The organism is Citrobacter amalonaticus (assembly GCF_002918555.1).
Lineage (GTDB): Bacteria > Pseudomonadota > Gammaproteobacteria > Enterobacterales > Enterobacteriaceae > Citrobacter_C > Citrobacter_C amalonaticus_A.
This window is the reverse complement of record NZ_PQMB01000002.1, coordinates 351,846-377,455: the sequence shown is the minus strand read 5'-3', so window position 1 is coordinate 377,455 and position 25,610 is coordinate 351,846. Positions and strand designations below refer to the sequence as shown.

General features: G+C 53.4%; 25 protein-coding genes. 23 read left to right on the top strand and 2 right to left on the bottom strand.

The window, feature by feature from the left end; genetic code table 11:
• The first annotated feature begins 2 nt into the window (after nucleotides 1-2).
• The gene (gene flgL, locus C3432_RS07200) at nucleotides 3-956 is read left to right on the top strand and encodes a flagellar hook-associated protein FlgL (protein WP_103775966.1); all 954 of its coding nucleotides are present in this window, start codon (nucleotides 3-5) and stop codon (nucleotides 954-956) included.
• A 468-nt stretch (nucleotides 957-1,424) separates the two neighbouring features.
• Here flgL and rne read toward each other — a convergent pair whose 3' ends face one another.
• Entirely contained in the window at nucleotides 1,425-4,655 is a 3,231-nt protein-coding gene (gene rne / locus C3432_RS07190; RefSeq protein ID WP_103775965.1) for a ribonuclease E, read from the bottom strand.
• 710 nt (nucleotides 4,656-5,365) lie between these two features.
• Here rne and rluC point away from each other — a divergent pair.
• Nucleotides 5,366-6,319 carry a 23S rRNA pseudouridine(955/2504/2580) synthase RluC gene (gene rluC, locus C3432_RS07180; RefSeq protein ID WP_103775963.1) on the top strand — a complete coding sequence of 318 codons (954 nt, stop codon included), beginning with the start codon at nucleotides 5,366-5,368 and terminating at the stop codon, nucleotides 6,317-6,319.
• 103 nt (nucleotides 6,320-6,422) lie between these two features.
• Here the strand turns inward: rluC and C3432_RS07175 are convergent, their stop codons facing one another.
• Complete coding sequence (locus tag C3432_RS07175; RefSeq protein WP_103775962.1) at nucleotides 6,423-7,007, bottom strand: Maf family protein; 585 nt, start codon at nucleotides 7,005-7,007, stop codon at nucleotides 6,423-6,425.
• 196 nt (nucleotides 7,008-7,203) lie between these two features.
• On the opposite strand from C3432_RS07175, the gene yceD reads away from it, so the two are divergent.
• From yceD to ndh, 21 genes are all read left to right on the top strand, one after another.
• Nucleotides 7,204-7,725, top strand: a complete 522-nt coding sequence (yceD, locus tag C3432_RS07165) for a 23S rRNA accumulation protein YceD (RefSeq protein WP_103775960.1) — start codon at nucleotides 7,204-7,206, stop codon at nucleotides 7,723-7,725.
• A gap of 16 nt (nucleotides 7,726-7,741) precedes the next feature.
• Complete coding sequence (rpmF, locus tag C3432_RS07160) at nucleotides 7,742-7,915, top strand: 50S ribosomal protein L32 (RefSeq protein WP_103775959.1); 174 nt, start codon at nucleotides 7,742-7,744, stop codon at nucleotides 7,913-7,915.
• Between the two features lie 80 nt (nucleotides 7,916-7,995).
• The gene (plsX, locus tag C3432_RS07155) at nucleotides 7,996-9,075 is read left to right on the top strand and encodes a phosphate acyltransferase PlsX (RefSeq protein ID WP_103775958.1); all 1,080 of its coding nucleotides are present in this window, start codon (nucleotides 7,996-7,998) and stop codon (nucleotides 9,073-9,075) included.
• A 77-nt stretch (nucleotides 9,076-9,152) separates the two neighbouring features.
• Nucleotides 9,153-10,106 (top strand): beta-ketoacyl-ACP synthase III, encoded by a 954-nt coding sequence (gene fabH, locus C3432_RS07150; RefSeq protein WP_103775957.1) that lies wholly within the window; start codon nucleotides 9,153-9,155, stop codon nucleotides 10,104-10,106.
• 15 nt (nucleotides 10,107-10,121) lie between these two features.
• Nucleotides 10,122-11,051: an ACP S-malonyltransferase gene (gene fabD, locus C3432_RS07145; RefSeq protein WP_103775956.1), complete on the top strand. Its 930-nt coding sequence runs from the start codon at nucleotides 10,122-10,124 to the stop codon at nucleotides 11,049-11,051.
• 12 nt (nucleotides 11,052-11,063) lie between these two features.
• Nucleotides 11,064-11,798, top strand: coding sequence for a 3-oxoacyl-ACP reductase FabG (fabG, locus tag C3432_RS07140; RefSeq protein WP_103775955.1), 735 nt, complete (start codon nucleotides 11,064-11,066; stop codon nucleotides 11,796-11,798).
• Nucleotides 11,799-12,075: 277 nt separating this feature from the next.
• A complete protein-coding gene (acpP, locus tag C3432_RS07135) occupies nucleotides 12,076-12,312 on the top strand; it encodes an acyl carrier protein (RefSeq protein ID WP_000103754.1) in 237 nt (78 codons plus the stop codon).
• An 87-nt stretch (nucleotides 12,313-12,399) separates the two neighbouring features.
• Entirely contained in the window at nucleotides 12,400-13,641 is a 1,242-nt protein-coding gene (fabF, locus tag C3432_RS07130; RefSeq protein ID WP_103775954.1) for a beta-ketoacyl-ACP synthase II, read from the top strand.
• Between the two features lie 115 nt (nucleotides 13,642-13,756).
• The gene (pabC, locus tag C3432_RS07125; protein ID WP_103775953.1) at nucleotides 13,757-14,566 is read left to right on the top strand and encodes an aminodeoxychorismate lyase; all 810 of its coding nucleotides are present in this window, start codon (nucleotides 13,757-13,759) and stop codon (nucleotides 14,564-14,566) included.
• 2 nt (nucleotides 14,567-14,568) lie between these two features.
• Nucleotides 14,569-15,591, top strand: a complete 1,023-nt coding sequence (gene yceG, locus C3432_RS07120) for a cell division protein YceG (protein ID WP_103775952.1) — start codon at nucleotides 14,569-14,571, stop codon at nucleotides 15,589-15,591.
• A complete protein-coding gene (tmk, locus tag C3432_RS07115) occupies nucleotides 15,581-16,222 on the top strand; it encodes a dTMP kinase (protein WP_103775951.1) in 642 nt (213 codons plus the stop codon). The genes yceG and tmk overlap by 11 nt, the downstream gene beginning before the upstream one ends.
• Nucleotides 16,219-17,223, top strand: a complete 1,005-nt coding sequence (gene holB, locus C3432_RS07110) for a DNA polymerase III subunit delta' (protein WP_103775950.1) — start codon at nucleotides 16,219-16,221, stop codon at nucleotides 17,221-17,223. The genes tmk and holB overlap by 4 nt, the downstream gene beginning before the upstream one ends.
• Before the next feature lie 10 nt (nucleotides 17,224-17,233).
• Nucleotides 17,234-18,031: a metal-dependent hydrolase gene (locus C3432_RS07105; protein WP_103775949.1), complete on the top strand. Its 798-nt coding sequence runs from the start codon at nucleotides 17,234-17,236 to the stop codon at nucleotides 18,029-18,031.
• A gap of 294 nt (nucleotides 18,032-18,325) precedes the next feature.
• Nucleotides 18,326-19,759, top strand: coding sequence for a PTS glucose transporter subunit IIBC (gene ptsG / locus C3432_RS07100; protein WP_103775948.1), 1,434 nt, complete (start codon nucleotides 18,326-18,328; stop codon nucleotides 19,757-19,759).
• A 301-nt stretch (nucleotides 19,760-20,060) separates the two neighbouring features.
• Entirely contained in the window at nucleotides 20,061-20,420 is a 360-nt protein-coding gene (gene hinT, locus C3432_RS07095) for a purine nucleoside phosphoramidase (protein ID WP_103776933.1), read from the top strand.
• Nucleotides 20,421-20,422: 2 nt separating this feature from the next.
• Nucleotides 20,423-20,797, top strand: coding sequence for a YcfL family protein (locus C3432_RS07090; RefSeq protein ID WP_103775947.1), 375 nt, complete (start codon nucleotides 20,423-20,425; stop codon nucleotides 20,795-20,797).
• A 59-nt stretch (nucleotides 20,798-20,856) separates the two neighbouring features.
• The gene (lpoB, locus tag C3432_RS07085) at nucleotides 20,857-21,498 is read left to right on the top strand and encodes a penicillin-binding protein activator LpoB (RefSeq protein WP_103775946.1); all 642 of its coding nucleotides are present in this window, start codon (nucleotides 20,857-20,859) and stop codon (nucleotides 21,496-21,498) included.
• Nucleotides 21,479-22,303 carry a thiamine kinase gene (gene thiK, locus C3432_RS07080; RefSeq protein ID WP_103775945.1) on the top strand — a complete coding sequence of 275 codons (825 nt, stop codon included), beginning with the start codon at nucleotides 21,479-21,481 and terminating at the stop codon, nucleotides 22,301-22,303. Before lpoB ends, thiK begins: the two co-directional genes overlap by 20 nt.
• A gap of 10 nt (nucleotides 22,304-22,313) precedes the next feature.
• Nucleotides 22,314-23,339 carry a beta-N-acetylhexosaminidase gene (nagZ, locus tag C3432_RS07075; RefSeq protein WP_103775944.1) on the top strand — a complete coding sequence of 342 codons (1,026 nt, stop codon included), beginning with the start codon at nucleotides 22,314-22,316 and terminating at the stop codon, nucleotides 23,337-23,339.
• A 21-nt stretch (nucleotides 23,340-23,360) separates the two neighbouring features.
• A complete protein-coding gene (gene ycfP / locus C3432_RS07070; RefSeq protein ID WP_103775943.1) occupies nucleotides 23,361-23,903 on the top strand; it encodes an alpha/beta hydrolase YcfP in 543 nt (180 codons plus the stop codon).
• A gap of 247 nt (nucleotides 23,904-24,150) precedes the next feature.
• Nucleotides 24,151-25,455, top strand: a complete 1,305-nt coding sequence (gene ndh / locus C3432_RS07065; protein WP_103775942.1) for an NADH-quinone dehydrogenase — start codon at nucleotides 24,151-24,153, stop codon at nucleotides 25,453-25,455.
• Nucleotides 25,456-25,610 lie beyond the last annotated feature (155 nt).

Here is a 25,610-nt window from a genome sequence, read left to right as displayed (position 1 = left end):
ATATGCGTATCAGTACCCAGATGATGTACGAGCAGAACATGCGCGGCATCACCAATTCTCAGGCTGAATGGATGAAGTACGGCGAGCAGATGTCCACGGGCAAACGTGTCATTAACCCTTCAGACGATCCGATTGCCGCTTCGCAGGCCGTCGTGCTTTCTCAGGCACAGGCGCAAAACAGCCAGTATGCGCTGGCCCGTACATTTGCCACACAAAAGGTATCACTAGAAGAAAATACGTTGAGGCAAGTGACGCTTTCCATCCAAACCGCGCAGGAAAAAATCGTCAATGCCGGAAACGGTACGTTAAGCGATGACGACCGCGCTTCGCTGGCGACGGACCTGCAGGGGATCCGCGATCAAATTATGAATCTGGCAAACAGTACGGATGGTAATGGTCGCTACATTTTCGGTGGATACAAAACGGAATCTGCGCCGTTTGATCAGACTGATGGCAGCTATATGGGGGGATCTGAGAATGTTACCCAGCAGGTTGACTCTGCCCGAACAATGGTGATTGGTCATACCGGGGACCAAATCTTCAATAGCATTACCAGTAATGCGGTGCCGGAACCTGCAGGCAGTACTCAGGAAACAAACCTGTTCAGAATGCTGGATACGGCGATTGCTGCACTCAACACACCAGTAGAAGGTGATGACGTGGCAAAAGCGGACGCCGCAGCGGCCATTGATAAAACCAACCGGGGTTTAAAGAACTCACTGAACAACGTTCTGACCGTGCGTGCTGAGTTAGGTACCCAGCTTAGCGAGTTAAGCTCGCTAGACTCTCTGGGAGCCGATCGCGCTTTAGGGCAATCGCAGCAGATGAGCGATCTTGTGGATGTGGACTGGAACGCGGCGATCTCTTCGTACATTATGCAGCAGGCGGCACTACAGGCTTCGTATAAAGCGTTTACCGATATGCAGGGAATGTCGCTGTTCCAGTTAAATCGATAACATCTTTTTAAAACATATCATGAAACTGGGTATGTTTTGTCTGCCCGCTCCGTTTAACACCCCGGAGCGGGTATTTTTTTGCCTCTCCTGGGCCGTGCTCAGACGAAACCTGACCACGTTTTGAACGCCGCTTGCGGGGCCAGAAGGGGGGCGTCGCGAATCATCCCCACGTGTTCCATGTATGCTCCGCGCTGTCCGTGTGCAAACTGTCTGCGCCAATGACGCCTGGAGGGGCAAGCTCTGAGTCCACTGATGCTCGCCCCCCCTGATTAGCCTGCACTCAGATTCAGATTTCTGTCAGCTAACGGGTTCAGCGCTCTGTCCTGCGGTGGTCCGCCTGTAGGCGTATCCGGTTGAGCTATTTACCCAAACTGATTGAAGAGGTCATGTCTGAACGGTCACTGATGCGACGCCCGGAAGTGAAAAAAAAAGCCGACCAGAAGGTCGGCTTTTATCGTTGCGCTGAGCTTATTCGCCAGACTGAGGGCGGGTTGGGCCCGCAGAGGCGTGATGCGTCGCACTGTGACCACCTGCGGCGCCTTTACCTTCGAAATCGAAGGCCGGACGCTGCCAGTCACTGTGGCGCGGGGCTTCAGGCACATATTCCGGTGCTGGCGCACGGGTCATCGGGGCAGTCGCATGGCTGAGCGCCGCGACTGGCTCAGCAGTGACCGGAGCCGCAACGTCGACCGGGGTGGCAACGGGCGCTGCTACAACGGTCTCTTGCAGCTCTTCAGCCTGCTCTGAAACTTTCTCGTCAACGACGGCGACAGGTTCAGCGACGACTTCCGGCTCAACGGTAACAACTTCAGCGGTCTCTTCGACAGCCGGGGCCGTTTCCTGAGTTTCAGCCACAGGCTGCGCTTCTGCGATAACTTCCTGAGCGACCGGGGCATCAGCTTCAGCGATAACCTGCGGCTGCTCCTCCACCGGTGCGGCAATCACTTCCGGATGCGTGGTTTCAACGACGGCTGGCTGCGGTTCAGCGACAGAAGATTCATTCTGAACGACAACCTGCTGAGCGACGTCAACAACGGATGCAACGGCGGCGGTGATGGCCTGCGCTTCGGCGACGACGGGCTGAGTCTGAACCTGCTCGATTTCGCGATCGCGCTGCTCTTCAACCTGTGCATCCTGAGGACGTGTGACCGGATAACGGATCCACACTTTACCTGAAGCCATTTCCGGAGAAGCACATGCGACGGTTAATGGCATCGGTGAGTGTGTCGGATAACGCTCATCACGGTAGCGACGACGACGCTGACCGCTGACGCGCAGATGACGCGGAGAGCGGCGTGAGCGACGCGGCATACCGGTGTTATCGCGCGCTTCGGCGTGCTCGTCCTGCGACTCAGGCGCGACGTCAGCGATAGCCGGTAGCGGAACTTTCGCCAGCTCAGTGCTCTGTTTCTGTACCGGCACAGCCTGTTCAACGGATGGCATGGCGACGGTTTCTTCCACGACCGGTGGGGTCACGGTTTCAACGTCTGCAGCTTCGGCAAAACGAACTTTTTGATTCAACTGGCGCTGTTTACGGCGAGGCTGAGGCTGACGTACGCGCTCTTCCTGCTCCACTTCTTGCGGCTGTTGTTCTTCAGCGTTCAGTACTTTCGCTTCCTGCTGCGCCTGGCGCTTGTCATCATTACGACGACGGCTGCGCTCGCGACGCTGCGTCTGCTGCTCATCGCCGGACCGGGCTTTCTCTGCCACGTCGCTGGACTGCTGACGATTGTCGCGCGCTTCCGMGTTCTGCGGCTGGCGACGGTTGCGACGATTCTCGTCGCGATTTTCGCCGCCTTCAGAACGTTCGCCTCGATTATCACGGTTATCACGACGCTCGTTACGATCGTTACGGTCACGACGCGTGTTCTGGCGTGGTTTACGACGATCCTGCTGACGTTCCGGTTTCTCTTCGGCTTTCGGGGCTGGCTGTTCGGCTGGTTTAGCCTCTTCACTGCCCGCAAAAACGGACTTCAGCGCGCCGAAGAAGCGGCTTAACAGACCCGGTTGCGCAGGGGCGGCTGGCGTCACGACTGCCGTCGGTGCGGCAACATTAACGGCTGGCTCTGCCGGTGCTGGTGCAGACGGTACTTCCGGCATTGCGAAGGTTGCCAGTGCCGGCTGCTCAGGGCGCTTACGTTCGGCGTATTCTTCTTCAGAAGGTAACGCCATCGCTTCTTCATGCAGCTTCGGCAGCATGTAGCTCAGGGTCGGCGTCTCTTCGCCTTTACGTACGCGCAGCACGGAATAATGCGGGGTTTCCATCTGATCGTTTGGTACGATCACACAGCGCACACCATCCTGACGCGTCTCAATGGCGTTCACTGCCGTACGTTTTTCGTTAAGCAGGTAAGAGGCAATGGGGACAGGGACAATGGCGTGAACTTCCTGGGTATTCTCTTTGAGCGCTTCTTCTTCGATCAGGCGCAGAATAGACAGGGAGAGCGATTCGTTATCACGTACGGTGCCGGTGCCGCTACAGCGTGGGCAAACGTGATGGCTGGATTCACCCAGTGACGGACTCAGGCGTTGACGGGACATCTCCAGCAGACCAAAGCGAGAGATATGGCTAATCTGGATACGCGCTCTGTCCTGGCGTACCGCTTCACGCAGACGGTTTTCCACAGCACGCTGGTGGCGTACCGGAGTCATGTCGATGAAGTCGATAACAATCAGACCACCAAGGTCACGCAGACGCAGCTGGCGAGCGATCTCATCGGCTGCTTCCAGGTTGGTGTTGAATGCCGTTTCTTCAATATCGCCGCCGCGGGTTGCGCGTGCGGAGTTGATATCAATAGCGGTTAACGCTTCGGTGGTATCAATGACGATGGAGCCGCCTGACGGCAAACGAACTTCACGCTGGAAAGCGGATTCGATCTGGGACTCAATCTGATAGTGGCTGAACAGCGGGATTTCACCGGTGTAAAGCTTGATTTTGCTGCTGAAATCCGGACGACCTAATGCGGCGATATGCTGACGCGCCAGTTCGAGAACCTTCGGGTTATCGATAAGAATTTCACCGATATCCTGACGCAGATAGTCGCGGAAGGCGCGGACGATAACGTTGCTTTCCTGATGGATCAGGAACGGGGCAGGGCGGCTTTCCGCTGCTTTCTGGATAGCTTCCCAGTGTTTCAGGCGGAAGCTTAGGTCCCATTGCAGCGCTTCTGCGGATTTACCAACGCCCGCGGTACGCACGATCAGGCCCATGCCATCCGGCAGTTCCAGACTTGCCAGCGCTTCTTTTAGTTCGGTACGATCGTCGCCTTCAATACGACGAGAAATACCGCCCGCACGCGGGTTGTTCGGCATCAGAACCAGATAGCTCCCCGCCAGGCTGATAAAGGTGGTCAGCGCAGCGCCTTTGTTGCCGCGTTCTTCTTTATCAATCTGAACAATGACTTCCTGGCCTTCGCGTAACACATCTTTAATGTTTGGACGACCATGAGCGTTGTAATTAGCGGGGAAATATTCGCGGGCAATTTCTTTTAACGGGAGGAAACCGTGACGTTCAGCGCCGTAATCAACAAATGCCGCTTCCAGACTCGGTTCAATACGGGTGATTTTGCCTTTATAGATGTTCGCTTTTTTCTGTTCGTGGCCTGGGCTTTCAATATCCAGGTCGTACAGACGCTGCCCATCTACAAGGGCAACACGCAACTCTTCCTGCTGAGTTGCGTTGATTAACATTCTTTTCATCGTAACTTACTCATTATTCTTACATTGACGACTAAGCTGCGGGCAGAGTAACGCCTTTCCGGGGGTGAACCGATGGCCTCGTGTCTATTCGCGTCGCCAACCTCACGGTTATCGTCAGCTCAAAGAGGCGCAGAGTGTCGGTTGCCTGTATTTCATGCGGAAACACAGCGCAATTATCAGGGGAACTGACTGGGAGTTACTCTCCAGAGAAGGTTCCTTTTACCGGTAAGGACTGCAACCCGCAGCCCGCTAACTGCCTGAAAGATCAATACGTCTTACGCCATTGCTGCGTTGATGATCGGTCGGGCAAAATGGGTTATTCCGTAAAATTCCTTGTTTTAACAAGATTCGACACGGAAACGTTCACATTATTCCATTGCTAACCTTGTTATAGCAAGATGACTTTTACCATTTATCACCCGGTTACTCACAGTTTTTTCACTTCCACAAGGGGATTGGTTTAATAACCACCAAATCGGCCGCGTTGAATGTCAGTATCAGGGCGTAAAAATAAATATACTCGTCATTCTTCAAGTTGCTGGCGCATTGGCTTTGTTACTCGACCTATCCCTGAGCCTCGCCCTTTTGGGGTCAGCGCCAGCGCTGTTCAAAACCACGACGCCGTTTTGTCCCGCAACTCGAATTATTTAGAGTATAAGCATATAAAAACAGGTGGCGCGAATCCTTATGGCTATTTAGAATCGGCCCCCATGAAAACTGAGACTCCATCCGTAAAAATAGTTGCTATTACCGCTGATGAGGCGGGGCAACGCATCGATAACTTTTTGCGTACGCAACTCAAAGGCGTACCCAAAAGCATGATTTATCGCATTTTGCGTAAAGGCGAAGTGCGGGTGAACAAAAAACGTATCAAACCTGAGTATAAGCTGGAAGCCGGGGATGAGGTGCGAATTCCCCCTGTTCGCGTTGCGGAGCGTGAAGAAGAGGCCGTTTCACCGCATCTGCAAAAAGTGGCGGCGCTGGCTGACGTCATTCTGTATGAAGATGACCATATTCTGGTGCTGAATAAACCTTCCGGCACTGCCGTACATGGCGGAAGCGGGCTGAGCTTTGGCGTCATTGAGGGATTACGCGCGTTACGACCGGAGGCGCGCTTCCTGGAGCTGGTGCACCGTCTTGATCGTGATACCTCTGGCGTACTTCTGGTAGCGAAGAAGCGCTCTGCGCTACGTTCGTTGCATGAACAGCTACGTGAAAAAGGGATGCAAAAGGATTATCTGGCGCTGGTGCGTGGCCAGTGGCAGTCACATGTCAAAACAGTACAGGCACCTTTATTAAAGAATATCCTGCAAAGCGGTGAACGCATTGTGCGGGTGAATCAGGAAGGTAAACCGTCGGAAACCCGCTTTAAAGTCGAGGAGCGCTACGCGTTCGCGACACTCGTACGCTGTAGCCCGGTAACCGGACGTACGCATCAGATTCGTGTACATACGCAGTATGCGGGACATCCGATTGCGTTTGACGATCGTTATGGCGATCGTGAGTTTGATAAGCAACTGGCGGGTACCGGGTTGTCGCGTCTGTTCCTTCACGCGGCGGCATTGAAGTTTACCCATCCGGGGACGGGCGATGTGTTGCGTATTGAAGCGCCAATGGACGAGCAGCTTAAGCGCTGTTTGCAGATGTTGCGGAAGTCTGCCTGATGGCGCTGCGCTTATCAGGCCTGCAATGCTCGTTCCCGTAGGCCGGATAAGACGCGTGAGCGTTGCCATCAGGTATTTCACGACGCTATGGCATCACACGACACTATGCCATCAATGGGTTCATCTCTTCCCGGCGCAACATCTGACATAGCGCAATCAGCGGCAGGCCAATGAGCGTATTAGGGTCACGCCCTTCTAAACGCTCGAAAAGCGCAATCCCCAGCCCTTCGCTTTTAAAACTGCCCGCGCAGTGCAGAGGGCGCTCTTTAAGCACGTAAGATTCAATCTCCATCTCGCTGAGGTGACGGAAATGAACGTCAAACGGATCGACTTCCGTCTGAAGATGGCCTGTCGCGGTGTTGTACAGCGCAAGACCAGTATAGAACGTGACAATATTACCGCTGGCTTTTGCTAATTGCGCTCGCGCATTTTCTTCCGTCAATGGCTTGCCGGTAATTTCACCATCCAGTACGCAGACCTGATCGGAACCAATAATTAAGTGGGCAGGAAAACGGTGGGCCAGCGACTGCGCTTTTTCCTGTGCCAGGCGGGTTACCAGATGACGCGGCGTCTCTCCAGGCATGGGTGTTTCATCAACGTCAGGCGCGGCGCATTCGAACGGGATTGACAGTTTTTCAAGCAGCGCACGCCGCCAGGGTGAGGTAGAGGCGAGAATGAGTCCAGGCATATTTTTTCCACCAGATATAGCGTAATGATGAGAGCCATTTTAAAATAGGCTCTTCGTCTTTCAGGTTAGCTTTAATGCCAGCCCTGAGCGAAAATAAGTCTGTAACCCGCAATGTGTGCGAATTATTGGCAAAAGGCAACCGCAGGCTGCCTTTTTCTTTGACTATATGACGTTACAAAGTTAATATGCGCGCCCTATGCAAAAGGTAAAATTACCCCTGACTCTTGATCCGGTTCGTACGGCTCAAAAACGCCTCGATTATGAAGGTATCTTTACTTCTGATCTGGCAGAGCGCGTCGTCGATTCTGTAGTCAGTGTGGACAGTGATGTGGAATGCTCCATGTCGTTCGCTATCGATAACCAACGTCTCGCCGTGATAACGGGGGATGCAAAGGTTGCGGTAACGCTCGAATGCCAGCGTTGCGGGAAGCCGTTTACCCATCAGGTTCACACAACGTATTGTTTCAGTCCGGTTCGTTCTGATGAACAGGCTGAAGCACTCCCGGAAGCGTATGAGCCGATTGAGGTTAACGAATTCGGTGAAATCGATCTGCTTGCAATGGTAGAAGATGAAATCATCCTCTCCTTGCCGGTGGTTCCGGTGCATGATTCTGAACACTGTGAAGTGTCCGAGGCGGACATGGTCTTTGGTGAACTGCCTGATGAAGCGCAAAAACCAAATCCATTTGCCGTATTAGCCAGCTTAAAGCGTAAGTAATTGAGGAGTAAGGTCCATGGCCGTACAACAGAATAAACCAACCCGTTCCAAACGTGGCATGCGTCGTTCTCATGACGCTCTGACCGCAGTCACCAGCCTGTCTTTAGACAAAACTTCTGGTGAAAAACACCTGCGTCACCACATCACCGCCGACGGTTACTACCGTGGCCGCAAGGTAATCGCTAAGTAATCACGCTTTTGCGTGATGAAGCTTAGTGAGGAATTTCCCCAGGCGACTGGGGAAACACCGAACCGGGCGGCGAAGATATCTTGACACGTCTAACCCTGGCGTTAGATGTCATGGGGGGAGATTTTGGCCCTTCCGTGACGGTGCCTGCAGCACTGCAGGCACTGCATTCTAATTCACAACTCACACTTCTTTTAGTCGGGGATCCCGATACAATCACGCCATTACTTGCCAAAGCTGACTTTGAACAACGTTCGCGTCTGCAGATTATCCCTGCACAGTCAGTTATTGCCAGTGATGCCCGGCCTTCGCAGGCAATCCGCGCCAGTCGCGGCAGCTCAATGCGTGTGGCCCTGGAGCTTGTGAAAGAAGGACGTGCGCAGGCCTGCGTCAGCGCCGGGAACACCGGAGCGCTAATGGGGCTTGCGAAATTACTGCTCAAACCCCTTGAGGGGATTGAGCGTCCTGCGCTGGTAACGGTATTGCCGCATCAGCAGAAGGGCAAAACGGTAGTCCTTGATTTAGGGGCTAACGTGGATTGTGACAGTAAGATGTTGATGCAGTTCGCCATCATGGGTTCCGTTCTGGCGGAGGAAGTGGCAGGGATTAACAATCCTCGCGTGGCCTTGCTTAACATCGGCGAAGAAGAAACGAAGGGTCTCGACAGTATTCGGGATGCTTCAGCAATGCTAAAAACAATCCCTTCCATCAATTACATCGGCTATCTTGAAGCCAATGAATTATTGACGGGGAAAACGGATGTTCTGGTTTGTGACGGCTTTACGGGCAATGTCACATTAAAGACGATGGAAGGTGTTGTCAGAATGTTCCTTTCACTGCTGAAATTTCAGGGTGAAGGGAAAAAACGGTCGTGGTGGCTGCAGTTATTAAAACGTTGGTTACAAAAAAGCCTGACGAGGCGATTCAGTCACCTCAACCCCGACCAGTATAATGGCGCCTGTCTGTTAGGATTGCGCGGCATCGTGATAAAAAGTCATGGTGCCGCCAATCAGCGAGCGTTTGCCGTCGCGATTGAGCAGGCAGTGCAGGCGGTGCAGCGACAAGTTCCTCAGCGAATTGCCGCTCGCCTGGAATCTGTATACCCAGCCGGTCTCGAACTGCCGGACGGTGGTAAAAATGGACATTCACATAAGCACGGATAGCCGGGCTTGTGGAGTCCAGCCAGCGTATCTGTCGTTCGTGGGCGGTGGGGATATAACCGAAAAGTGACTGAGCGTACATGTATACGAAGATTATTGGTACTGGCAGTTATCTGCCCGAACAAGTGCGGACTAACGCCGATCTGGAAAAAATGGTAGAGACCTCTGACGAGTGGATTGTCACCCGCACAGGTATCCGTGAACGCCATATTGCTGCGCCAAACGAAACCGTCTCGACGATGGGCTATGAAGCAGCAAACCGCGCGCTTGAAATGGCGGGCATTGATAAAGAACAGATTGGCTTGATTGTGGTTGCGACCACCTCAGCAACGCATGCTTTTCCAAGTGCAGCATGCCAGATCCAAAATATGCTGGGCATTAAAGGTTGCCCGGCGTTTGATGTTGCAGCTGCCTGCGCCGGTTTCACATACGCATTAAGTGTGGCGGACCAGTACGTGAAGTCTGGTGCGGTGAAATATGCGCTGGTTGTTGGTTCTGACGTGCTGGCACGCACCTGCGATCCCACCGATCGCGGAACGATCATCATTTTTGGCGACGGCGCTGGCGCGGTTGTGCTGAGTGCGTCTGAAGAGCCGGGGATCATCTCGACCCATCTGCATGCCGACGGCAGCTATGGTGAGTTACTGACGCTGCCTAACGCCGATCGCGTGAATCCGGAAAATTCGATTCATCTGACGATGGCCGGTAACGAGGTGTTTAAAGTCGCGGTGACTGAGCTTGCTCATATCGTCGACGAAACGCTGGCGGCGAACAACCTTGACCGTTCTCAACTGGACTGGCTGGTTCCGCATCAGGCAAACCTGCGCATTATCGGCGCGACGGCGAAGAAGCTCGGTATGTCGATGGACAACGTGGTGGTGACGCTGGACAGACATGGCAATACCTCTGCGGCCTCCGTACCGTGCGCGCTGGATGAAGCTGTGCGCGACGGCCGTATCAAAGCCGGGCAATTAGTGTTGCTTGAGGCCTTTGGCGGTGGTTTCACCTGGGGCTCTGCGCTGGTTCGTTTCTAGTATAAGGATTTAAACATGTCGCAATTTGCATTTGTGTTCCCTGGACAGGGTTCTCAGGCCGTCGGAATGCTGGCTGATATGGCTGCAAGCTATCCGATTGTAGAAGAAACTTTTGCTGAGGCCTCTGCCGCGCTGGGCTATGATCTGTGGGCGCTGACTCAGCAAGGTCCGGCTGAAGAGCTTAATAAAACCTGGCAGACTCAGCCTGCGCTGTTAACGGCCTCTGTGGCGCTGTATCGCGTATGGCAGCAGCAGGGGGGACGCGCGCCTGTATTAATGGCGGGTCATAGTCTGGGTGAATATTCCGCACTGGTATGTGCTGGCGTTATTACCTTTGCTGATGCCGTGCGTCTGGTGGAACTGCGTGGTAAATTCATGCAGGAAGCTGTACCGGAAGGAACAGGCGCCATGGCGGCAATTATTGGTCTGGATGATGCCTCTATCGCCAAAGCGTGCGAAGACGTGGCGGAAGGCCAGGTGGTTTCTCCGGTCAACTTCAACTCACCGGGCCAGGTTGTTATCGCCGGGCATAAAGAGGCCGTAGAACGTGCCGGAGCTGCCTGTAAAGCTGCGGGCGCGAAGCGTGCGCTGCCTCTGCCGGTGAGCGTACCCTCTCACTGTGCGCTGATGAAGCCAGCCGCGGAAAAGCTGGCGGTGGAACTGGCTAAAATTACCTTCAACGTGCCGACAGTTCCGGTTGTGAACAACGTTGACGTGAAGTGTGAAACCGATGCTGATGCGATTCGTGACGCACTGGTTCGCCAGCTGTACAACCCCGTACAGTGGACGAAAAGCGTGGAATTTATGGCGGCGCAAGGTGTTGAACACCTGTATGAAGTGGGCCCAGGTAAAGTCCTCACTGGTCTGACGAAACGTATTGTTGACACCCTGACAGCCTCGGCTCTGAACGAACCGGCGGCGATGTCAGCGGCACTTGCGCAATAAAAGAGGAAAACCATGAGTTTTGAAGGAAAAATTGCACTGGTTACGGGTGCAAGTCGCGGGATTGGCCGCGCAATTGCTGAAACACTCGCTGCACGTGGTGCGAAAGTTATCGGCACGGCAACCAGTGAAAATGGCGCTCAGGCTATCAGTGACTATTTAGGTGCGAATGGCAAAGGTCTGATGTTGAATGTGACCGATCCTGCATCTATTGAATCCGTTCTGGAAAAAATTCGCGCAGAATTTGGTGAAGTCGATATCCTGGTTAATAATGCCGGTATCACTCGTGATAATCTGTTGATGCGAATGAAAGATGATGAGTGGAACGATATTCTCGAAACTAACCTGTCATCTGTTTTCCGCCTGTCAAAAGCGGTAATGCGCGCTATGATGAAAAAGCGTCATGGACGTATTATCACTGTCGGTTCTGTGGTAGGTACCATGGGAAATGCAGGTCAGGCCAACTACGCTGCGGCGAAAGCGGGTTTGATCGGCTTCAGTAAATCACTGGCGCGTGAAGTTGCATCGCGTGGTATTACTGTAAACGTTGTTGCTCCGGGCTTTATTGAAACGGACATGACGCGTGCGCTGACCGATGAGCAGCGTGCGGGTACGCTGGCGGCAGTACCTGCGGGTCGTTTAGGCTCCCCAAAAGAAATCGCCAGTGCGGTTGCATTTTTAGCCTCTGACGAAGCAAGTTACATCACTGGTGAGACTTTGCACGTTAACGGCGGAATGTATATGGTTTAACCACGAGATACACAAAATCATTCAGGTGGGATCAGGGCGGCAAGGCCGGGAAGCCCGGGAGCATAGATTACTATGTGAGCGGGATTAGCAGGCGCAGCCAACGCGGAAGCAACCTGAAGGATGACGTGTAGAAAAATATTTGCGTTATTGTGGGGGTTGGCCTCAAAATAACGTAAAATCGTGGTAAGACCTGCCGGGATTTAGTTGCAAATTTTTCAACATTTTATACACTACGAAAACCATCGCGAAAGCGAGTTTTGATAGGAAATTTAAGAGTATGAGCACTATCGAAGAACGCGTTAAGAAAATTATCGGCGAGCAGCTGGGCGTTAAGCAGGAAGAAGTTACCAACAATGCTTCTTTCGTTGAAGACCTGGGCGCAGATTCTCTTGACACCGTTGAGCTGGTAATGGCTCTGGAAGAAGAGTTTGATACTGAGATTCCGGACGAAGAAGCTGAGAAAATCACCACTGTTCAGGCTGCCATTGATTACATCAACGGCCACCAGGCGTAAGTGAACATCTCCAGGCGGTCATTCGACCGCCTGAGTTTTATCTTTTTGTCCCACTAGAATCATTTTTTCCCTCCCTGGAGGACAAACGTGTCTAAGCGTCGTGTAGTTGTGACCGGACTGGGCATGTTGTCTCCTGTCGGCAATACCGTAGAGTCTACCTGGAAAGCTCTCCTTGCCGGTCAGAGTGGCATCAGCCTGATCGACCATTTCGATACTAGCGCCTATGCAACGAAATTTGCTGGCTTAGTAAAGGATTTTAACTGTGATGACATCATCTCGCGCAAAGAACAGCGCAAGATGGATGCCTTCATTCAATATGGAATTGTCGCTGGCGTTCAGGCCATGCAGGATTCTGGCCTTGAAGTAACGGAAGAGAACGCAACCCGTATTGGCGCCGCTATCGGCTCTGGTATCGGTGGTCTCGGCCTGATCGAAGATAACCACAGTTCGCTGGTGAACGGTGGGCCGCGTAAGATTAGTCCGTTTTTCGTTCCGTCGACGATTGTTAACATGGTGGCGGGTCACCTGACCATCATGTATGGCCTGCGTGGGCCAAGCATTTCAATCGCCACCGCCTGTACTTCTGGCGTGCACAATATCGGCCAGGCCGCACGTATCATCGCTTATGGCGATGCTGATGCGATGGTGGCCGGTGGTGCTGAAAAAGCCAGTACGCCGTTAGGTGTCGGTGGCTTTGGTGCAGCGCGCGCACTGTCAACCCGTAACGATAATCCGCAGGCGGCAAGCCGTCCGTGGGATAAAGATCGTGACGGTTTCGTGCTGGGCGACGGCGCAGGCATGATCGTGCTGGAAGAGTACGAGCACGCGAAGAAACGCGGCGCAAAAATTTATGCAGAGATCGTTGGTTTCGGCATGAGTAGTGACGCTTATCACATGACCTCTCCGCCGGAAAATGGCGCAGGCGCGGCGCTGGCGATGGTTAATGCACTGCGTGATGCAGCAGTTGAGCCGGGCCAGATTGGCTACGTCAATGCTCACGGTACCTCTACCCCGGCAGGCGATAAAGCAGAAGCGCAGGCAGTTAAATCTGTCTTTGGCGATGCAGCAAGCCGTGTGTTGGTCAGCTCCACCAAATCCATGACCGGTCACCTGTTGGGTGCAGCAGGCGCTGTAGAGTCTATTTTCTCTATCCTTGCACTGCGCGACCAGGCTGTTCCGCCAACCATCAACCTGGATAACCCGGATGACGGTTGCGATCTGGATTTTGTGCCGCTGGAAGCACGTCAGGTCAGCGGAATGGAGTACACCCTGTGTAATTCCTTCGGCTTTGGTGGCACCAACGGTTCCTTGATCTTTAAGAAGATTTAAGTCGTTCCGTAATCAATTAAAGGTCCGCATGTCGGACCTTTTTTTATAGCGTTTTCACCCCTTGTTCTGCGTTATTCATCCTGCGACACTATCGGACCACGATTAAGGAGCCACCATGTTCTTGATAAATGGCCACGAACAGGATCTTCTTGCCGCAAGCGACCGCGCGACACAGTTCGGTGATGGCTGCTTTACAACCGCGCGCATTGTTGACGGGAAGGTATGTCATCTTGCTGCACACCTTCACCGTTTGCAGGACACCTGTGAAAAATTACTGATTGCCTTCAACTTCTGGTCTGAACTGGAAGAGGAGATGACGACGCGTGCTGCGGGGGTGAAGCGTGGTGTACTTAAAGTGATCGTCAGCCGTGGAAGCGGCGGTCGGGGTTACAGTACCGCGAATTGTTCGCATGCAACGCGCATCCTTTCCGTTTCTGCCTATCCTTCCTGTTACGATTCGTGGCGAGAGCAGGGGATTACTCTGGCACTGAGTCCTGTTCGCCTTGGACGCAACCCTCATCTTGCCGGTTTAAAGCATCTGAACCGTCTGGAGCAGGTACTGATTCGCTCTCATCTTGAACAGACGGACGCGGATGAAGCGTTGGTTCTTGACAGTGAGGGATGGGTTACGGAATGCTGTGCGGCTAATTTGTTCTGGCGTATTGGTAATGTGGTCTACACGCCGAGCCTGGATCAGGCGGGGGTGAATGGCATTATGCGACAATTCTGCTTACGTATGCTGGCACAATCATCGTTTCGGACTGTCGAAGTGAGAGTCCGGGAGGAGGCGCTGAAGCATGCGGATGAAATGATCGTCTGTAATGCGCTCATGCCTGTTGTGCCCGTGCGTGCGTATGGCGGGAAGCTGTTGCCTTCACGTGCCTTATTTGAATTTTTAGCCCCACTGTGTGAGCACCCGAATTAGTCATGAAAAAATTGTTACGCGTTGTTTTGTTGTTGCTGATTGTGTTGGGCATTGCTGCCGGAGCGGGTATATGGAAAGTTCGCCAGCTGGCAGACAGCAAGCTGTTGATTAAAGAAGAGACCATCTTTACGCTCAAGGCGGGCACCGGACGCCTGGCGCTTGGCGATCGGCTGTACGCAGACAACATTATCAATCGGCCACGCGTCTTCCAGTGGCTGCTGCGTGTTGAGCCTGAACTCTCGCATTTTAAAGCAGGCACTTATCGCTTTACCCCGGAGATGACTGTCCGGGACATGCTGAAGCTGCTGGAAAGCGGTAAAGAGGCCCAGTTCCCGTTACGTCTGGTTGAAGGGATGCGCCTGAGCGATTATCTCAGGCAGCTGCGTGATGCGCCGTACATCAAACATACCCTGAGCGATGATAAGTACGAGACTGTCGCGCAGGCGCTTAAGCTGGAAAATCCAGAGTGGGTGGAGGGCTGGTTCTGGCCTGACACCTGGATGTATACCGCCAATACGACCGATGTGGCGATGTTGAAACGCGCAAATCAGAAGATGGTGAAAGCGGTCGACGACATCTGGGAAGGGCGGGCCGAGGGGTTACCCTACAAAGACAAAAATCAGCTGGTGACGATGGCTTCTATTATTGAAAAAGAGACTGCCGTTGCCAGTGAGCGCGATCAGGTCGCTTCAGTCTTTATCAATCGTTTACGGGTGGGAATGCGTCTGCAGACCGATCCTACGGTGATTTACGGCATGGGTGAGCGCTATAATGGCAAGCTGTCCCGTGCCGATCTGGAAAGGCCGACGGCGTATAATACCTATACGATCTCAGGCTTGCCGCCGGGTCCTATTGCAATGCCGGGGGAGGCCTCGCTGAAGGCGGCGGCGCATCCGGCGAAGACGCCGTATCTCTATTTTGTGGCCGACGGTAAAGGGGGCCATACGTTTAACACCAATCTTGCCAGCCATAACCGGTCAGTGCAGGATTATCTGAAAGTGCTTAAGGAAAAAAATGCGCAGTAATTATATCGTCATCGAAGGTCTGGAAGGGGCCGGAAAAACCACTGCACGTAATGTTGTGGTGGAGACGCTTGAGCAGCTTGGGATCCATGACATGATTTTTACCCGTGAGCCTGGCGGAACACAGCTTGCGGAGAAGTTGAGAAGTCTGGTGCTTGACATCAAATCTGTGGGCGATGAGATCATCACCGACAAAGCGGAAGTACTGATGTTCTACGCCGCGCGCGTCCAGTTGGTTGAGACCGTCATTAAGCCTGCGCTGGCGAAAGGCACCTGGGTCATTGGCGACCGTCACGATCTCTCCACGCAGGCTTATCAGGGCGGTGGCCGCGGGATCGATCAAACGATGCTGGCCACCCTGCGCGATGCGGTGCTTGGTGATTTCCGTCCAGACCTGACGATTTATCTGGATGTCACGCCGGAGGTCGGTTTAAAACGCGCGCGCGCGCGTGGTGAGCTGGACCGCATTGAGCAGGAATCGTTTACTTTCTTCAACCGCACCCGCGCCCGTTATCTGGAACTGGCGTCGCAGGATGCCAGCATTCGAACCATTGACGCGACGCTCCCGCTGGATACTGTGATGAACAATATTCGTACCGCGGTGACGGAGTGGGTGAGGGAGCAGGGCGCATGAAATGGTATCCATGGTTGCGACCGGACTTCGAAAAACTGGTAGCCAGCTATCAGATGGGAAGGGGTCACCATGCGCTACTGATTCAGGCATTACCCGGAATGGGCGACGATGCACTCATTTATGCCCTGAGCCGTTATCTGCTGTGCCAGCAGCCTGAAGGACATAAAAGCTGTGGGCACTGTCGGGGTTGCCAGCTGATGCAGGCCGGAACGCATCCTGATTACTATTCGCTTGCCCCTGAAAAAGGGAAAAGTACTCTGGGCGTGGACGCAGTGCGCGAAGTTGGCGAGAAGCTGTATGAGCACTCACGTCTCGGTGGGGCGAAAGTGGTGTGGATCCCGGATGCGGCGCTGCTGACGGACGCGGCGGCGAATGCGCTGTTAAAAACGCTGGAAGAGCCGCCGGTACAAACCTGGTTTTTCCTGGCGAGTCGTGAGCCAGCGCGCTTACTGGCGACCTTACGCAGCCGCTGCCGGTTACATCATCTTGCCCCCCCTTCAGAACAGTATGGCGTTTCATGGCTTGCGCGAGAAGTGACGGTGTCACATGATGCGTTACTGGCGGCACTTCGCCTGAGTGCGGGGTCTCCGGGCGCGGCGCTGGAACTGCTGCAATCTGAGAGCTGGTCACATCGTGAGACGCTGTGCCAGGCGCTTGAAAAGAGTTTACAGAGCGGCGACTGGTACACATTATTACCGGCGTTGAATCATGAACAGGCTCCGGCGCGTATGCACTGGCTGGCAACTCTGCTTGTGGATGCGCTCAAACGTCAGCATGGTGCCTCATATTTCACCAATGTGGACAGCGAAAGGTTGATCGCATCGCTGGCGGGGCAGCTATCTCCGGCGCGAATTCAGGCGATCCTTAACGATATCTGCCACTGTCGCGAACAGTTACTCAGCGTGACCGGATTGAACCGCGAGCTGGTGTTAACCGATCTTATTCTCCGCACAGAGCACTACCTGCAACCAGGCACCCTGTTGCCTGTTCCCCATCTTTGAGAGAGACATTATGTTTTTAGTCGACTCACACTGCCATCTTGATGGCCTGGATTACCAATCTCTGCATAAGGATGTGGATGACGTGCTGGCGAAAGCCGCCGCGCGTGACGTAAAGTTTTGCCTGGCGGTAGCGACCACCCTGGCAGGCTACCGCAGTATGCGTGAGCTGGTTGGCAAGCGCGATAACGTGGTCTTTTCCTGCGGCGTGCATCCGCTAAACCAGGATGAAACTTATGATGTGGAGGCACTGCGCCGTCTGGCGACGGATGAAGGCGTTGTGGCGATGGGCGAGACCGGGCTGGACTATTTTTACACGCCGGAAACAAAAGTTCGTCAGCAGGAATCGTTCATCCACCATATCCAGATTGGCCGGGAGCTGAACAAACCGGTTATCGTACACACTCGCGATGCGCGAGCCGATACGCTGGCTATTCTGCGTCAAGAAAAAGTGACGGATTGCGGTGGCGTACTACACTGTTTTACAGAGGACAGAGAAACTGCGGGTAAGTTGCTGGATCTCGGATTCTATATCTCTTTTTCCGGGATTGTGACCTTCCGTAATGCGGAACAGCTACGTGATGCCGCCCGCTACGTTCCTCTGGATCGTCTGTTAGTTGAGACGGATTCACCGTATCTTGCACCGGTGCCGCATCGTGGTAAGGAGAACCAGCCTGCGATGGTTCGTGATGTCGCGGAGTATATGGCCGTATTGAAAGGTGTTGCCGTTGAGGAACTCGCACAGGTAACTACCGATAACTTTGCTCGCCTGTTTCACATCGATGCTTCCCGCCTGCAATCAATCCGTTAGTCTAGTTTTTTTAAAGCTCGTAATTAATATTTAAAGCGAGTAAAGTTCACCGCCTTTAAGTGGGCGGTGAATGACCGCTTAGAAGCATTTTTATACTTTTTTTGTCAAAAAGTGCAACTTGACGGCCTGATCGAAGTTGAAACGTGATAACCGTCAAACAAAAATGAACTTAATTATTTTACTCTGTGTAATAAATAAAAGGGCGCTTAGATGCCCTGTCCACGGCGAGGTTCTCCCCCCTCGCCAATGCGTGAGAACGTAGATAAGCACAAATACTCAGGAGCACTCCTAATTATGTTTAAGAATGCATTTGCTAACCTGCAAAAGGTCGGTAAATCGCTGATGCTGCCGGTATCCGTACTGCCTATCGCAGGTATCCTGCTGGGCGTCGGTTCCGCAAACTTCAGCTGGCTGCCAGCCGTTGTATCGCACGTGATGGCAGAAGCAGGCGGTTCTGTTTTTGCTAACATGCCGCTCATTTTCGCTATCGGTGTCGCGCTTGGCTTCACCAATAACGATGGCGTTTCCGCTCTGGCTGCCGTCGTTGCATACGGCATTATGGTGAAAACCATGGCCGTGGTTGCGCCGCTGGTACTGCATTTACCTGCTGAAGAAATTGCCGCTAAACACCTGGCTGATACCGGTGTTCTTGGCGGGATTATCTCCGGTGCGATTGCAGCGTATATGTTTAACCGCTTCTACCGCATCAAGTTGCCTGAGTATCTTGGCTTCTTCGCGGGTAAACGCTTTGTCCCGATTATCTCTGGCCTGGCGGCAATCTTTACCGGTGTGATCCTGTCCTTCATCTGGCCACCGATCGGTACCGCTATCCAGACGTTCTCTCAATGGGCCGCCTATCAGAACCCGGTTGTGGCGTTCGGTATTTACGGCTTCATTGAACGCTGCCTGGTTCCGTTTGGTCTGCACCATATCTGGAACGTTCCTTTCCAGATGCAGATTGGTGAATACACCAATGCGGCAGGTCAGGTCTTCCACGGCGATATTCCTCGCTACATGGCGGGCGATCCGACTGCGGGCAAACTCTCTGGCGGCTTCCTGTTTAAAATGTACGGTTTGCCGGCTGCAGCGATTGCAATCTGGCATTCGGCTAAACCAGAAAACCGCGCGAAAGTGGGCGGTATCATGATCTCCGCAGCGCTGACCTCGTTCCTGACCGGTATTACCGAGCCGATCGAGTTCTCCTTTATGTTCGTTGCGCCGATCCTGTACATCATCCACGCGATTCTGGCTGGTCTGGCATTCCCGATCTGTATTCTGCTGGGTATGCGCGATGGTACCTCTTTCTCACACGGTCTGATCGACTTTATCGTTCTGTCCGGCAACAGCAGCAAGCTGTGGCTGTTCCCGATTGTGGGCGCGGGTTACGCGGTTGTTTACTACACCATCTTCCGTGTGCTGATTAAGGCGCTGGATCTGAAAACGCCAGGTCGTGAAGATAGCACCGACGACGCGAAAGCGACTGCAACCAGCGAAATGGCTCCGGCTCTGGTCGCGGCGTTTGGTGGTAAAGAGAACATCACTAACCTGGATGCGTGCATTACCCGTCTGCGTGTCAGCGTGGCTGACGTTGCGAAAGTGGATCAGGCTGGCCTGAAGACACTGGGCGCGGCAGGGGTTGTGGTTGCGGGATCGGGTGTTCAGGCGATCTTCGGTACCAAATCCGATAACCTGAAAACTGAAATGGATGAATACATCCGTAACAGCTAAGCAGTAAGATGTTGGGGAGAACTAAGGCAGCCAAATGGCTGCCTTTTTTAATGGGTGAAAATATCAGAACGGGTCGCGTGCGGTGATGCTGATGTTACGCCGTTCACCACAGACGACAGAACCCCCGTTTCAGCGGAATCGGGTCGCTATACAGGGGATTAATGGTTATAACTGCAGCAGCATTAATGCTTTTGCTTAATAAATTGTGGGTTAAGGTTGAAAGGGCAGGATTAACTCGATCATACTCTATACTCGCAGTGTGGCTCAGCGTAGCATGGCTATTTTAGAAAAGGAAAACGTCGTGGCAGAAGAGACTATTTTCAGCAAAATTATTCGTCGTGAGATCCCTTCGGATATCGTTTATCAGGACGATCTGGTTACCGCCTTTCGCGATATTGCACCACAGGCACCGACTCACATCCTGATCATCCCTAATGTCCTGATTCCCACCGTCAATGACGTGACGGCGGAGCATGAGAAGGCGCTGGGCCGTATGATTACGGTCGCGGCAAAAATTGCCGAACAGGAAGGCATTGCACAGGACGGCTACCGTCTGATTATGAATACGAATCGTCATGGCGGGCAGGAGGTGTACCACATCCATATGCACCTGCTGGGCGGTCGTGCGCTGGGCCCAATGCTCGCGCACAAAGGTCTGTAACCATGATCAAAGGATGCATTGCGCTGTCGCTAACCGTGCTGTTGCTGGCCGGATGTCGTTCTCATCCGGAAATTCCGGTCAGTAGCGATCAGACGCTGGTCATGGAGTCAACGCTTCTGGCGTCAGGAGTGACGGCGGAAAAACCGTCGTTTACTATGTCTGACATTCAGCCTTCTGCATCCTCAACGCTCTATAACGAAAGGCAAGAGCCCGTTACCGTTCATTATCGCTTTTACTGGTATGACGCCAGAGGGCTGGAGATGCACCCTCTGGAAGCGCCTCGCAGTGTTACCATTCCGGCACGTTCGACGGTCACACTGTATGGCAGCGCCAATTATCTGGGGGCGCACAAAGTCAGACTCTATCTTTATTTGTAATACACAAAATTCTTCATGAGGCAGCGTGAAGGATGAAGTCTATAAGGGGTGAATCTTTGATGACCAAAATAAGTCGCTACGCATTGATTGCCGCGCTGGCGATGTTCCTCTCTGGCTGCGTGGTGACACGTGAACCTGCGCCGGTTGATGAAGCGAAACCTGCGCCAGAGCAGCCAGCTCAGCCGCAGCAGCCTGCACCGGTAGTGCCATCTGTTCCCGCTATCCCAGGGCAGCCGGGTCCGATTGAGCATGAGGATCAAACCGCCGCGCCCGCGCCTCGCGTACGTCATTATGACTGGAATAGCGCGATGCAGCCGATGGTGAGCAAAATGTTGCAGGCTGACGGGGTCACCGCAGGCAGCGTGCTGCTGGTGGATAGCGTCAATAACCGTACCAACGGTTCGCTGAATGCAGGTGAGGCCACCGAGACATTGCGCAATGCGCTGGCGAACAATGGCAAATTTACCCTGGTTTCCGCGCAACAGCTCTCCATCGCTAAACAGCAGTTAGGTTTGTCTCCGCAGGACAGCCTGGGAACGCGCAGTAAAGCGATTGGTATAGCCCGTAACGTTGGTGCGCACTATGTGCTTTATTCCAGTGCTTCCGGCAACGTCAATGCGCCGTCGCTGCAAATGCAACTGATGCTGGTACAAACTGGCGAGATAATCTGGTCAGGTAAAGGTGCTGTTCAACAACAATAGCCCACTCACGCGCGACAAGCTCCTGTCGCGCTATTTCCCGCACTATCATCCCGTCTCTGAGTTTGAAAATGGGCTCAGTGGCGGGAGTTTTCTCATTGAAAATGAAAACCATCGACTGGTGATCCGTCAGCCCCACGATCCTCGCGCGCCGGAATATGTTTTTCTGCGTCAGTATCGTGCGTTATCGCGGTTGCCTGAGAGCCTTGCTCCGACACCGCGTTTTTATACCCGTGGCTGGATGGCGGTGGACTATCTGCCCGGTGAAGTAAAATCCGGATTACCGAATGCCGACGAACTGGCAGGCTTATTGTATCATCTGCATTTACAGCCGCGTTTCGGCTGGCGAATCGCCTTGCTGCCGCTGCTTGAACGTTACTGGCAGGATTGCGATCCGACGCGACGCACCCCGTTCTGGCTACAGCATTTAACATCTTTACGCGAGGTGGGAGAACCGCATCCGCTGCGGCTCGCCCCGCTGCATATGGATGTACATGCCGCAAATCTGGTGCACACCTCGTCCGGCCTACGGCTAATTGACTGGGAGTACGCCGGGGACGGTGATATTGCGCTGGAGCTGGCGGCAGTATGGGTAGAAAACGCCCATCAGCATCGCCAACTGGTGAACGCCTATGCAGCATGTGCGCACGTTGCCCCGGAACAACTTTGGCAACAGGTAAGACGCTGGTATCCCTGGCTCCTGATGCTGAAGGCGGGATGGTTTGAGTACCGCTGGCAACAGACCGGCGAACGACAATTTATCAGGCTGGCCGATGAAACCTGGCGGCAGCTAACAATGAAAGGTTAAGGAGAGCAGTGTGGGTCCAGTAATGTTGGATGTCGAAGGGTTTGAGCTGGACGCGGAAGAGCGTGAGATTCTGGCCCATCCGTTGGTTGGAGGCCTGATCCTCTTTACGCGTAACTACCACGATCCGGAGCAACTGCGCGAACTTGTCCGCCAGATTCGGGCTGCGTCGCATAATCATCTGGTGGTGGCGGTCGATCAGGAAGGCGGACGCGTGCAGCGTTTTCGTGAAGGATTTACCCGTTTGCCTGCGGCACAATCTTTTGCTGCGCTGCACGGGCTGGAAGAGGGCGGTAAGCTGGCTCAGGAGGCCGGATGGCTAATGGCCAGTGAAATGATTGCGATGGACATCGATATTAGCTTCGCACCAGTGCTGGATGTCGGGCATATTTGTACAGCGATTGGCGAGCGCTCTTATCATGCCGATCCGCTCAACGCGCTGGCGATGGCGACGCGCTTTATTGACGGTATGCACGCCGCCGGGATGAAAACGACCGGTAAACACTTCCCGGGGCACGGAGCGGTTACCGCTGACTCGCATAAGGAAACGCCAACCGATCCACGCCCTGAAGCAGAGATTCGCGCAAAAGATATGTCGGTCTTTCGCACCCTGATTGGCGAAAATAAGCTTGATGCGATTATGCCTGCGCATGTCATCTATAGCGATGTTGACGCGCGCCCGGCAAGCGGCTCGCCGCACTGGCTTAAAACGGTGCTGCGCCAGGAGCTGGGTTTTGATGGCGTGATTTTCTCTGACGATCTCTCGATGGAAGGTGCGGCGATCATGGGGAGCTACGCGCAGCGTGGTCAGGCCGCGCTGGATGCAGGTTGCGATATGATCCTCGTCTGCAATAATCGTAAAGGAGCCGTCAGTGTGTTAGATAATCTGTCGCCGATCAATGCAGAACGTGTTACACGTTTGTATCATAAAGGTTCGTTTTCGCGTCAGGAACTGATGGACTCGGCACGCTGGAAAACGGTCAGCGCCCGGCTCAACCAGTTACATGAACGCTGGCAGGAAGAGAAAGCAGGTCATTAATGCGAGTTTGGTGAGGATGCGATGATTATCTATTTACACGGTTTTGACTCTAACAGTCCGGGTAACCACGAGAAAGTACTGCAACTGCAGTTCATTGATCCGGACGTCAGGCTGATCAGCTATAGCACTCGGCATCCTAAACATGACATGCAGCATCTGCTGAAAGAAGTGGACAAAATGCTGCAACTGAATGTGGATGACCGGCCCTTAATTTGTGGCGTCGGTTTAGGCGGCTACTGGGCAGAGCGGATTGGCTTTTTATGCGATATTCGCCAGGTGATGTTTAACCCTAATTTGTTCCCGTATGAGAACATGGAAGGAAAAATCGACAGGCCGGAAGAGTACGCTGATATTGCCACCAAATGCGTGACTAACTTCCGTGAGAAGAACCGCGATCGCTGCCTGGTTATCCTGTCCCGCCGTGATGAAGCGCTGAACAGCCAGCGTTCGTCAGAGGAACTGCACCATTTTTACGAGATAGTCTGGGACGAAGAGCAGACGCATAAATTTAAAAATATCTCGCCGCATTTACAGCGGATCAAAGCCTTTAAGACGCTGGGCTGATACCTGGCGTCATCAGTAAACGGTTAACAAAACCAGCCTTTCGGCTGGTTTTTTTGTCTTTTTCAGCGCCCTGTTGCCTGACTTTTCAGCATAAAAATTGATGCACATCAATTTTGGTATGACCAATGCACCGTTCGTGTTATTCTCAATACTGAAAGAGATTTTCATTGTCGTAACTTATTGTTAATTAAAAGCTATGTTTATAACTGTTAATTAACAATTGGTTAATAAATTTAAGGGGGTCACGTTGACTACACCATTGGAAAAAATCGTGATCGTCGGCGGCGGTGCTGGCGGGCTGGAAATGGCAACACAGTTGGGCCACAAGCTGGGGCGGAAGAAAAAAGCCCAAATTACGTTGGTGGACAGGAATCACAGCCATCTGTGGAAGCCGCTCCTGCACGAAGTGGCGACCGGTTCGCTGGATGAAGGGGTGGATGCGTTGAGCTATCTGGCTCATGCCCGCAATCACGGCTTCCAGTTCCAGCTTGGTTCGGTGATGGAAATCGATCGCCAGGCAAAGACCATCACTATCGCAGAGCTGCGTGATGAGAAGGGGGAACTGCTGGTTCCTGAGCGCAAAATCGCGTATGACACGCTGGTGATGGCGCTGGGTAGCACCTCTAACGATTTCAACACGCCGGGTGTGAAAGATCACTGCATCTTCCTGGATAACCCGCATCAGGCGCGCCGCTTCCACCAGGAAATGCTTAATCTGTTCCTGAAGTATTCCGCAAATCCTGGCGCCAACGGCAAAGTCAATATTGCCATTGTTGGCGGTGGCGCGACGGGCGTGGAGCTGTCTGCGGAACTGCATAACGCGGTGAAACAGTTGCACAGCTATGGTTACAAAGGGCTGACTAACGAAGCGCTGAACGTGACGCTGGTGGAAGCCGGTGAGCGTATTTTACCGGCACTGCCGCCACGTATCTCCAGCGCGGCGCATAATGAACTCACCAAACTGGGCGTACGCGTGCTGACCCAGACGATGGTGACCAGTGCCGACGCGGGGGGTCTGCACACCAAAGATGGCGAGTACATCGAAGCGGATCTGATGGTCTGGGCTGCCGGGATCAAAGCGCCGGACTTTATGAAGGACATTGGGGGGCTGGAAACCAACCGGATCAATCAGCTGGTGGTGGAACCGACGCTGCAAACGACCCGCGATCCTGACGTGTACGCGATTGGCGACTGTGCCTCTTGCGCGCGCCCGGAAGGAGGCTTTGTGCCGCCGCGCGCGCAGGCCGCGCACCAGATGGCAACCTGTGCGATGAACAACATTCTGGCGCAGATGAACGGCAAACCGCTAAAAGCGTATCAGTACAAAGATCACGGCTCACTGGTTTCACTCTCCAGGTTCTCAACCGTGGGAAGCCTGATGGGCAACCTGACCCGTGGTTCTATGATGGTGGAAGGGCGAATTGCGCGCTTCGTTTATATCTCCCTGTACCGGATGCATCAGATTGCGCTGCACGGTTACTTTAAGACCGGGTTGATGATGCTGGTCGGCAGTATTAACCGCGTTATCCGCCCACGCCTGAAGTTGCACTAATCTCCACTGAGAGTGCCGGATGATGCTCACGCATCCGGCGCTTTTTTCCTCAGAATGCTCTGAATCATCCCGTTTTATCCCATACCCACAACATTTTCATCCACTGTCTGATGGGTTTCTCATTGCTATGGTTGCAAAATTGTTACTAACAGCAA

What these genes read in the sequence shown, in the direction of transcription:
- flgL (WP_103775966.1), top strand. Translation starts at nt 3, where the DNA reads ATGCGTATCAGTACCCAGATGATGTACGAGCAGAACATGCGCGGCATC.
- C3432_RS07090 (WP_103775947.1), top strand. Translation starts at nt 20,423, where the DNA reads ATGATCAAAGGATGCATTGCGCTGTCGCTAACCGTGCTGTTGCTGGCC.
- C3432_RS07105 (WP_103775949.1), top strand. Translation starts at nt 17,234, where the DNA reads ATGTTTTTAGTCGACTCACACTGCCATCTTGATGGCCTGGATTACCAA.
- acpP (WP_000103754.1), top strand. Translation starts at nt 12,076, where the DNA reads ATGAGCACTATCGAAGAACGCGTTAAGAAAATTATCGGCGAGCAGCTG.
- tmk (WP_103775951.1), top strand. Translation starts at nt 15,581, where the DNA reads ATGCGCAGTAATTATATCGTCATCGAAGGTCTGGAAGGGGCCGGAAAA.
- yceD (WP_103775960.1), top strand. Translation starts at nt 7,204, where the DNA reads ATGCAAAAGGTAAAATTACCCCTGACTCTTGATCCGGTTCGTACGGCT.
- C3432_RS07175 (WP_103775962.1), bottom strand. Translation starts at nt 7,007, where the DNA reads ATGCCTGGACTCATTCTCGCCTCTACCTCACCCTGGCGGCGTGCGCTG.
- fabG (WP_103775955.1), top strand. Translation starts at nt 11,064, where the DNA reads ATGAGTTTTGAAGGAAAAATTGCACTGGTTACGGGTGCAAGTCGCGGG.
- pabC (WP_103775953.1), top strand. Translation starts at nt 13,757, where the DNA reads ATGTTCTTGATAAATGGCCACGAACAGGATCTTCTTGCCGCAAGCGAC.
- ycfP (WP_103775943.1), top strand. Translation starts at nt 23,361, where the DNA reads ATGATTATCTATTTACACGGTTTTGACTCTAACAGTCCGGGTAACCAC.
- holB (WP_103775950.1), top strand. Translation starts at nt 16,219, where the DNA reads ATGAAATGGTATCCATGGTTGCGACCGGACTTCGAAAAACTGGTAGCC.
- fabD (WP_103775956.1), top strand. Translation starts at nt 10,122, where the DNA reads ATGTCGCAATTTGCATTTGTGTTCCCTGGACAGGGTTCTCAGGCCGTC.
- rpmF (WP_103775959.1), top strand. Translation starts at nt 7,742, where the DNA reads ATGGCCGTACAACAGAATAAACCAACCCGTTCCAAACGTGGCATGCGT.
- lpoB (WP_103775946.1), top strand. Translation starts at nt 20,857, where the DNA reads ATGACCAAAATAAGTCGCTACGCATTGATTGCCGCGCTGGCGATGTTC.
- ptsG (WP_103775948.1), top strand. Translation starts at nt 18,326, where the DNA reads ATGTTTAAGAATGCATTTGCTAACCTGCAAAAGGTCGGTAAATCGCTG.
- yceG (WP_103775952.1), top strand. Translation starts at nt 14,569, where the DNA reads ATGAAAAAATTGTTACGCGTTGTTTTGTTGTTGCTGATTGTGTTGGGC.
- fabH (WP_103775957.1), top strand. Translation starts at nt 9,153, where the DNA reads ATGTATACGAAGATTATTGGTACTGGCAGTTATCTGCCCGAACAAGTG.
- rluC (WP_103775963.1), top strand. Translation starts at nt 5,366, where the DNA reads ATGAAAACTGAGACTCCATCCGTAAAAATAGTTGCTATTACCGCTGAT.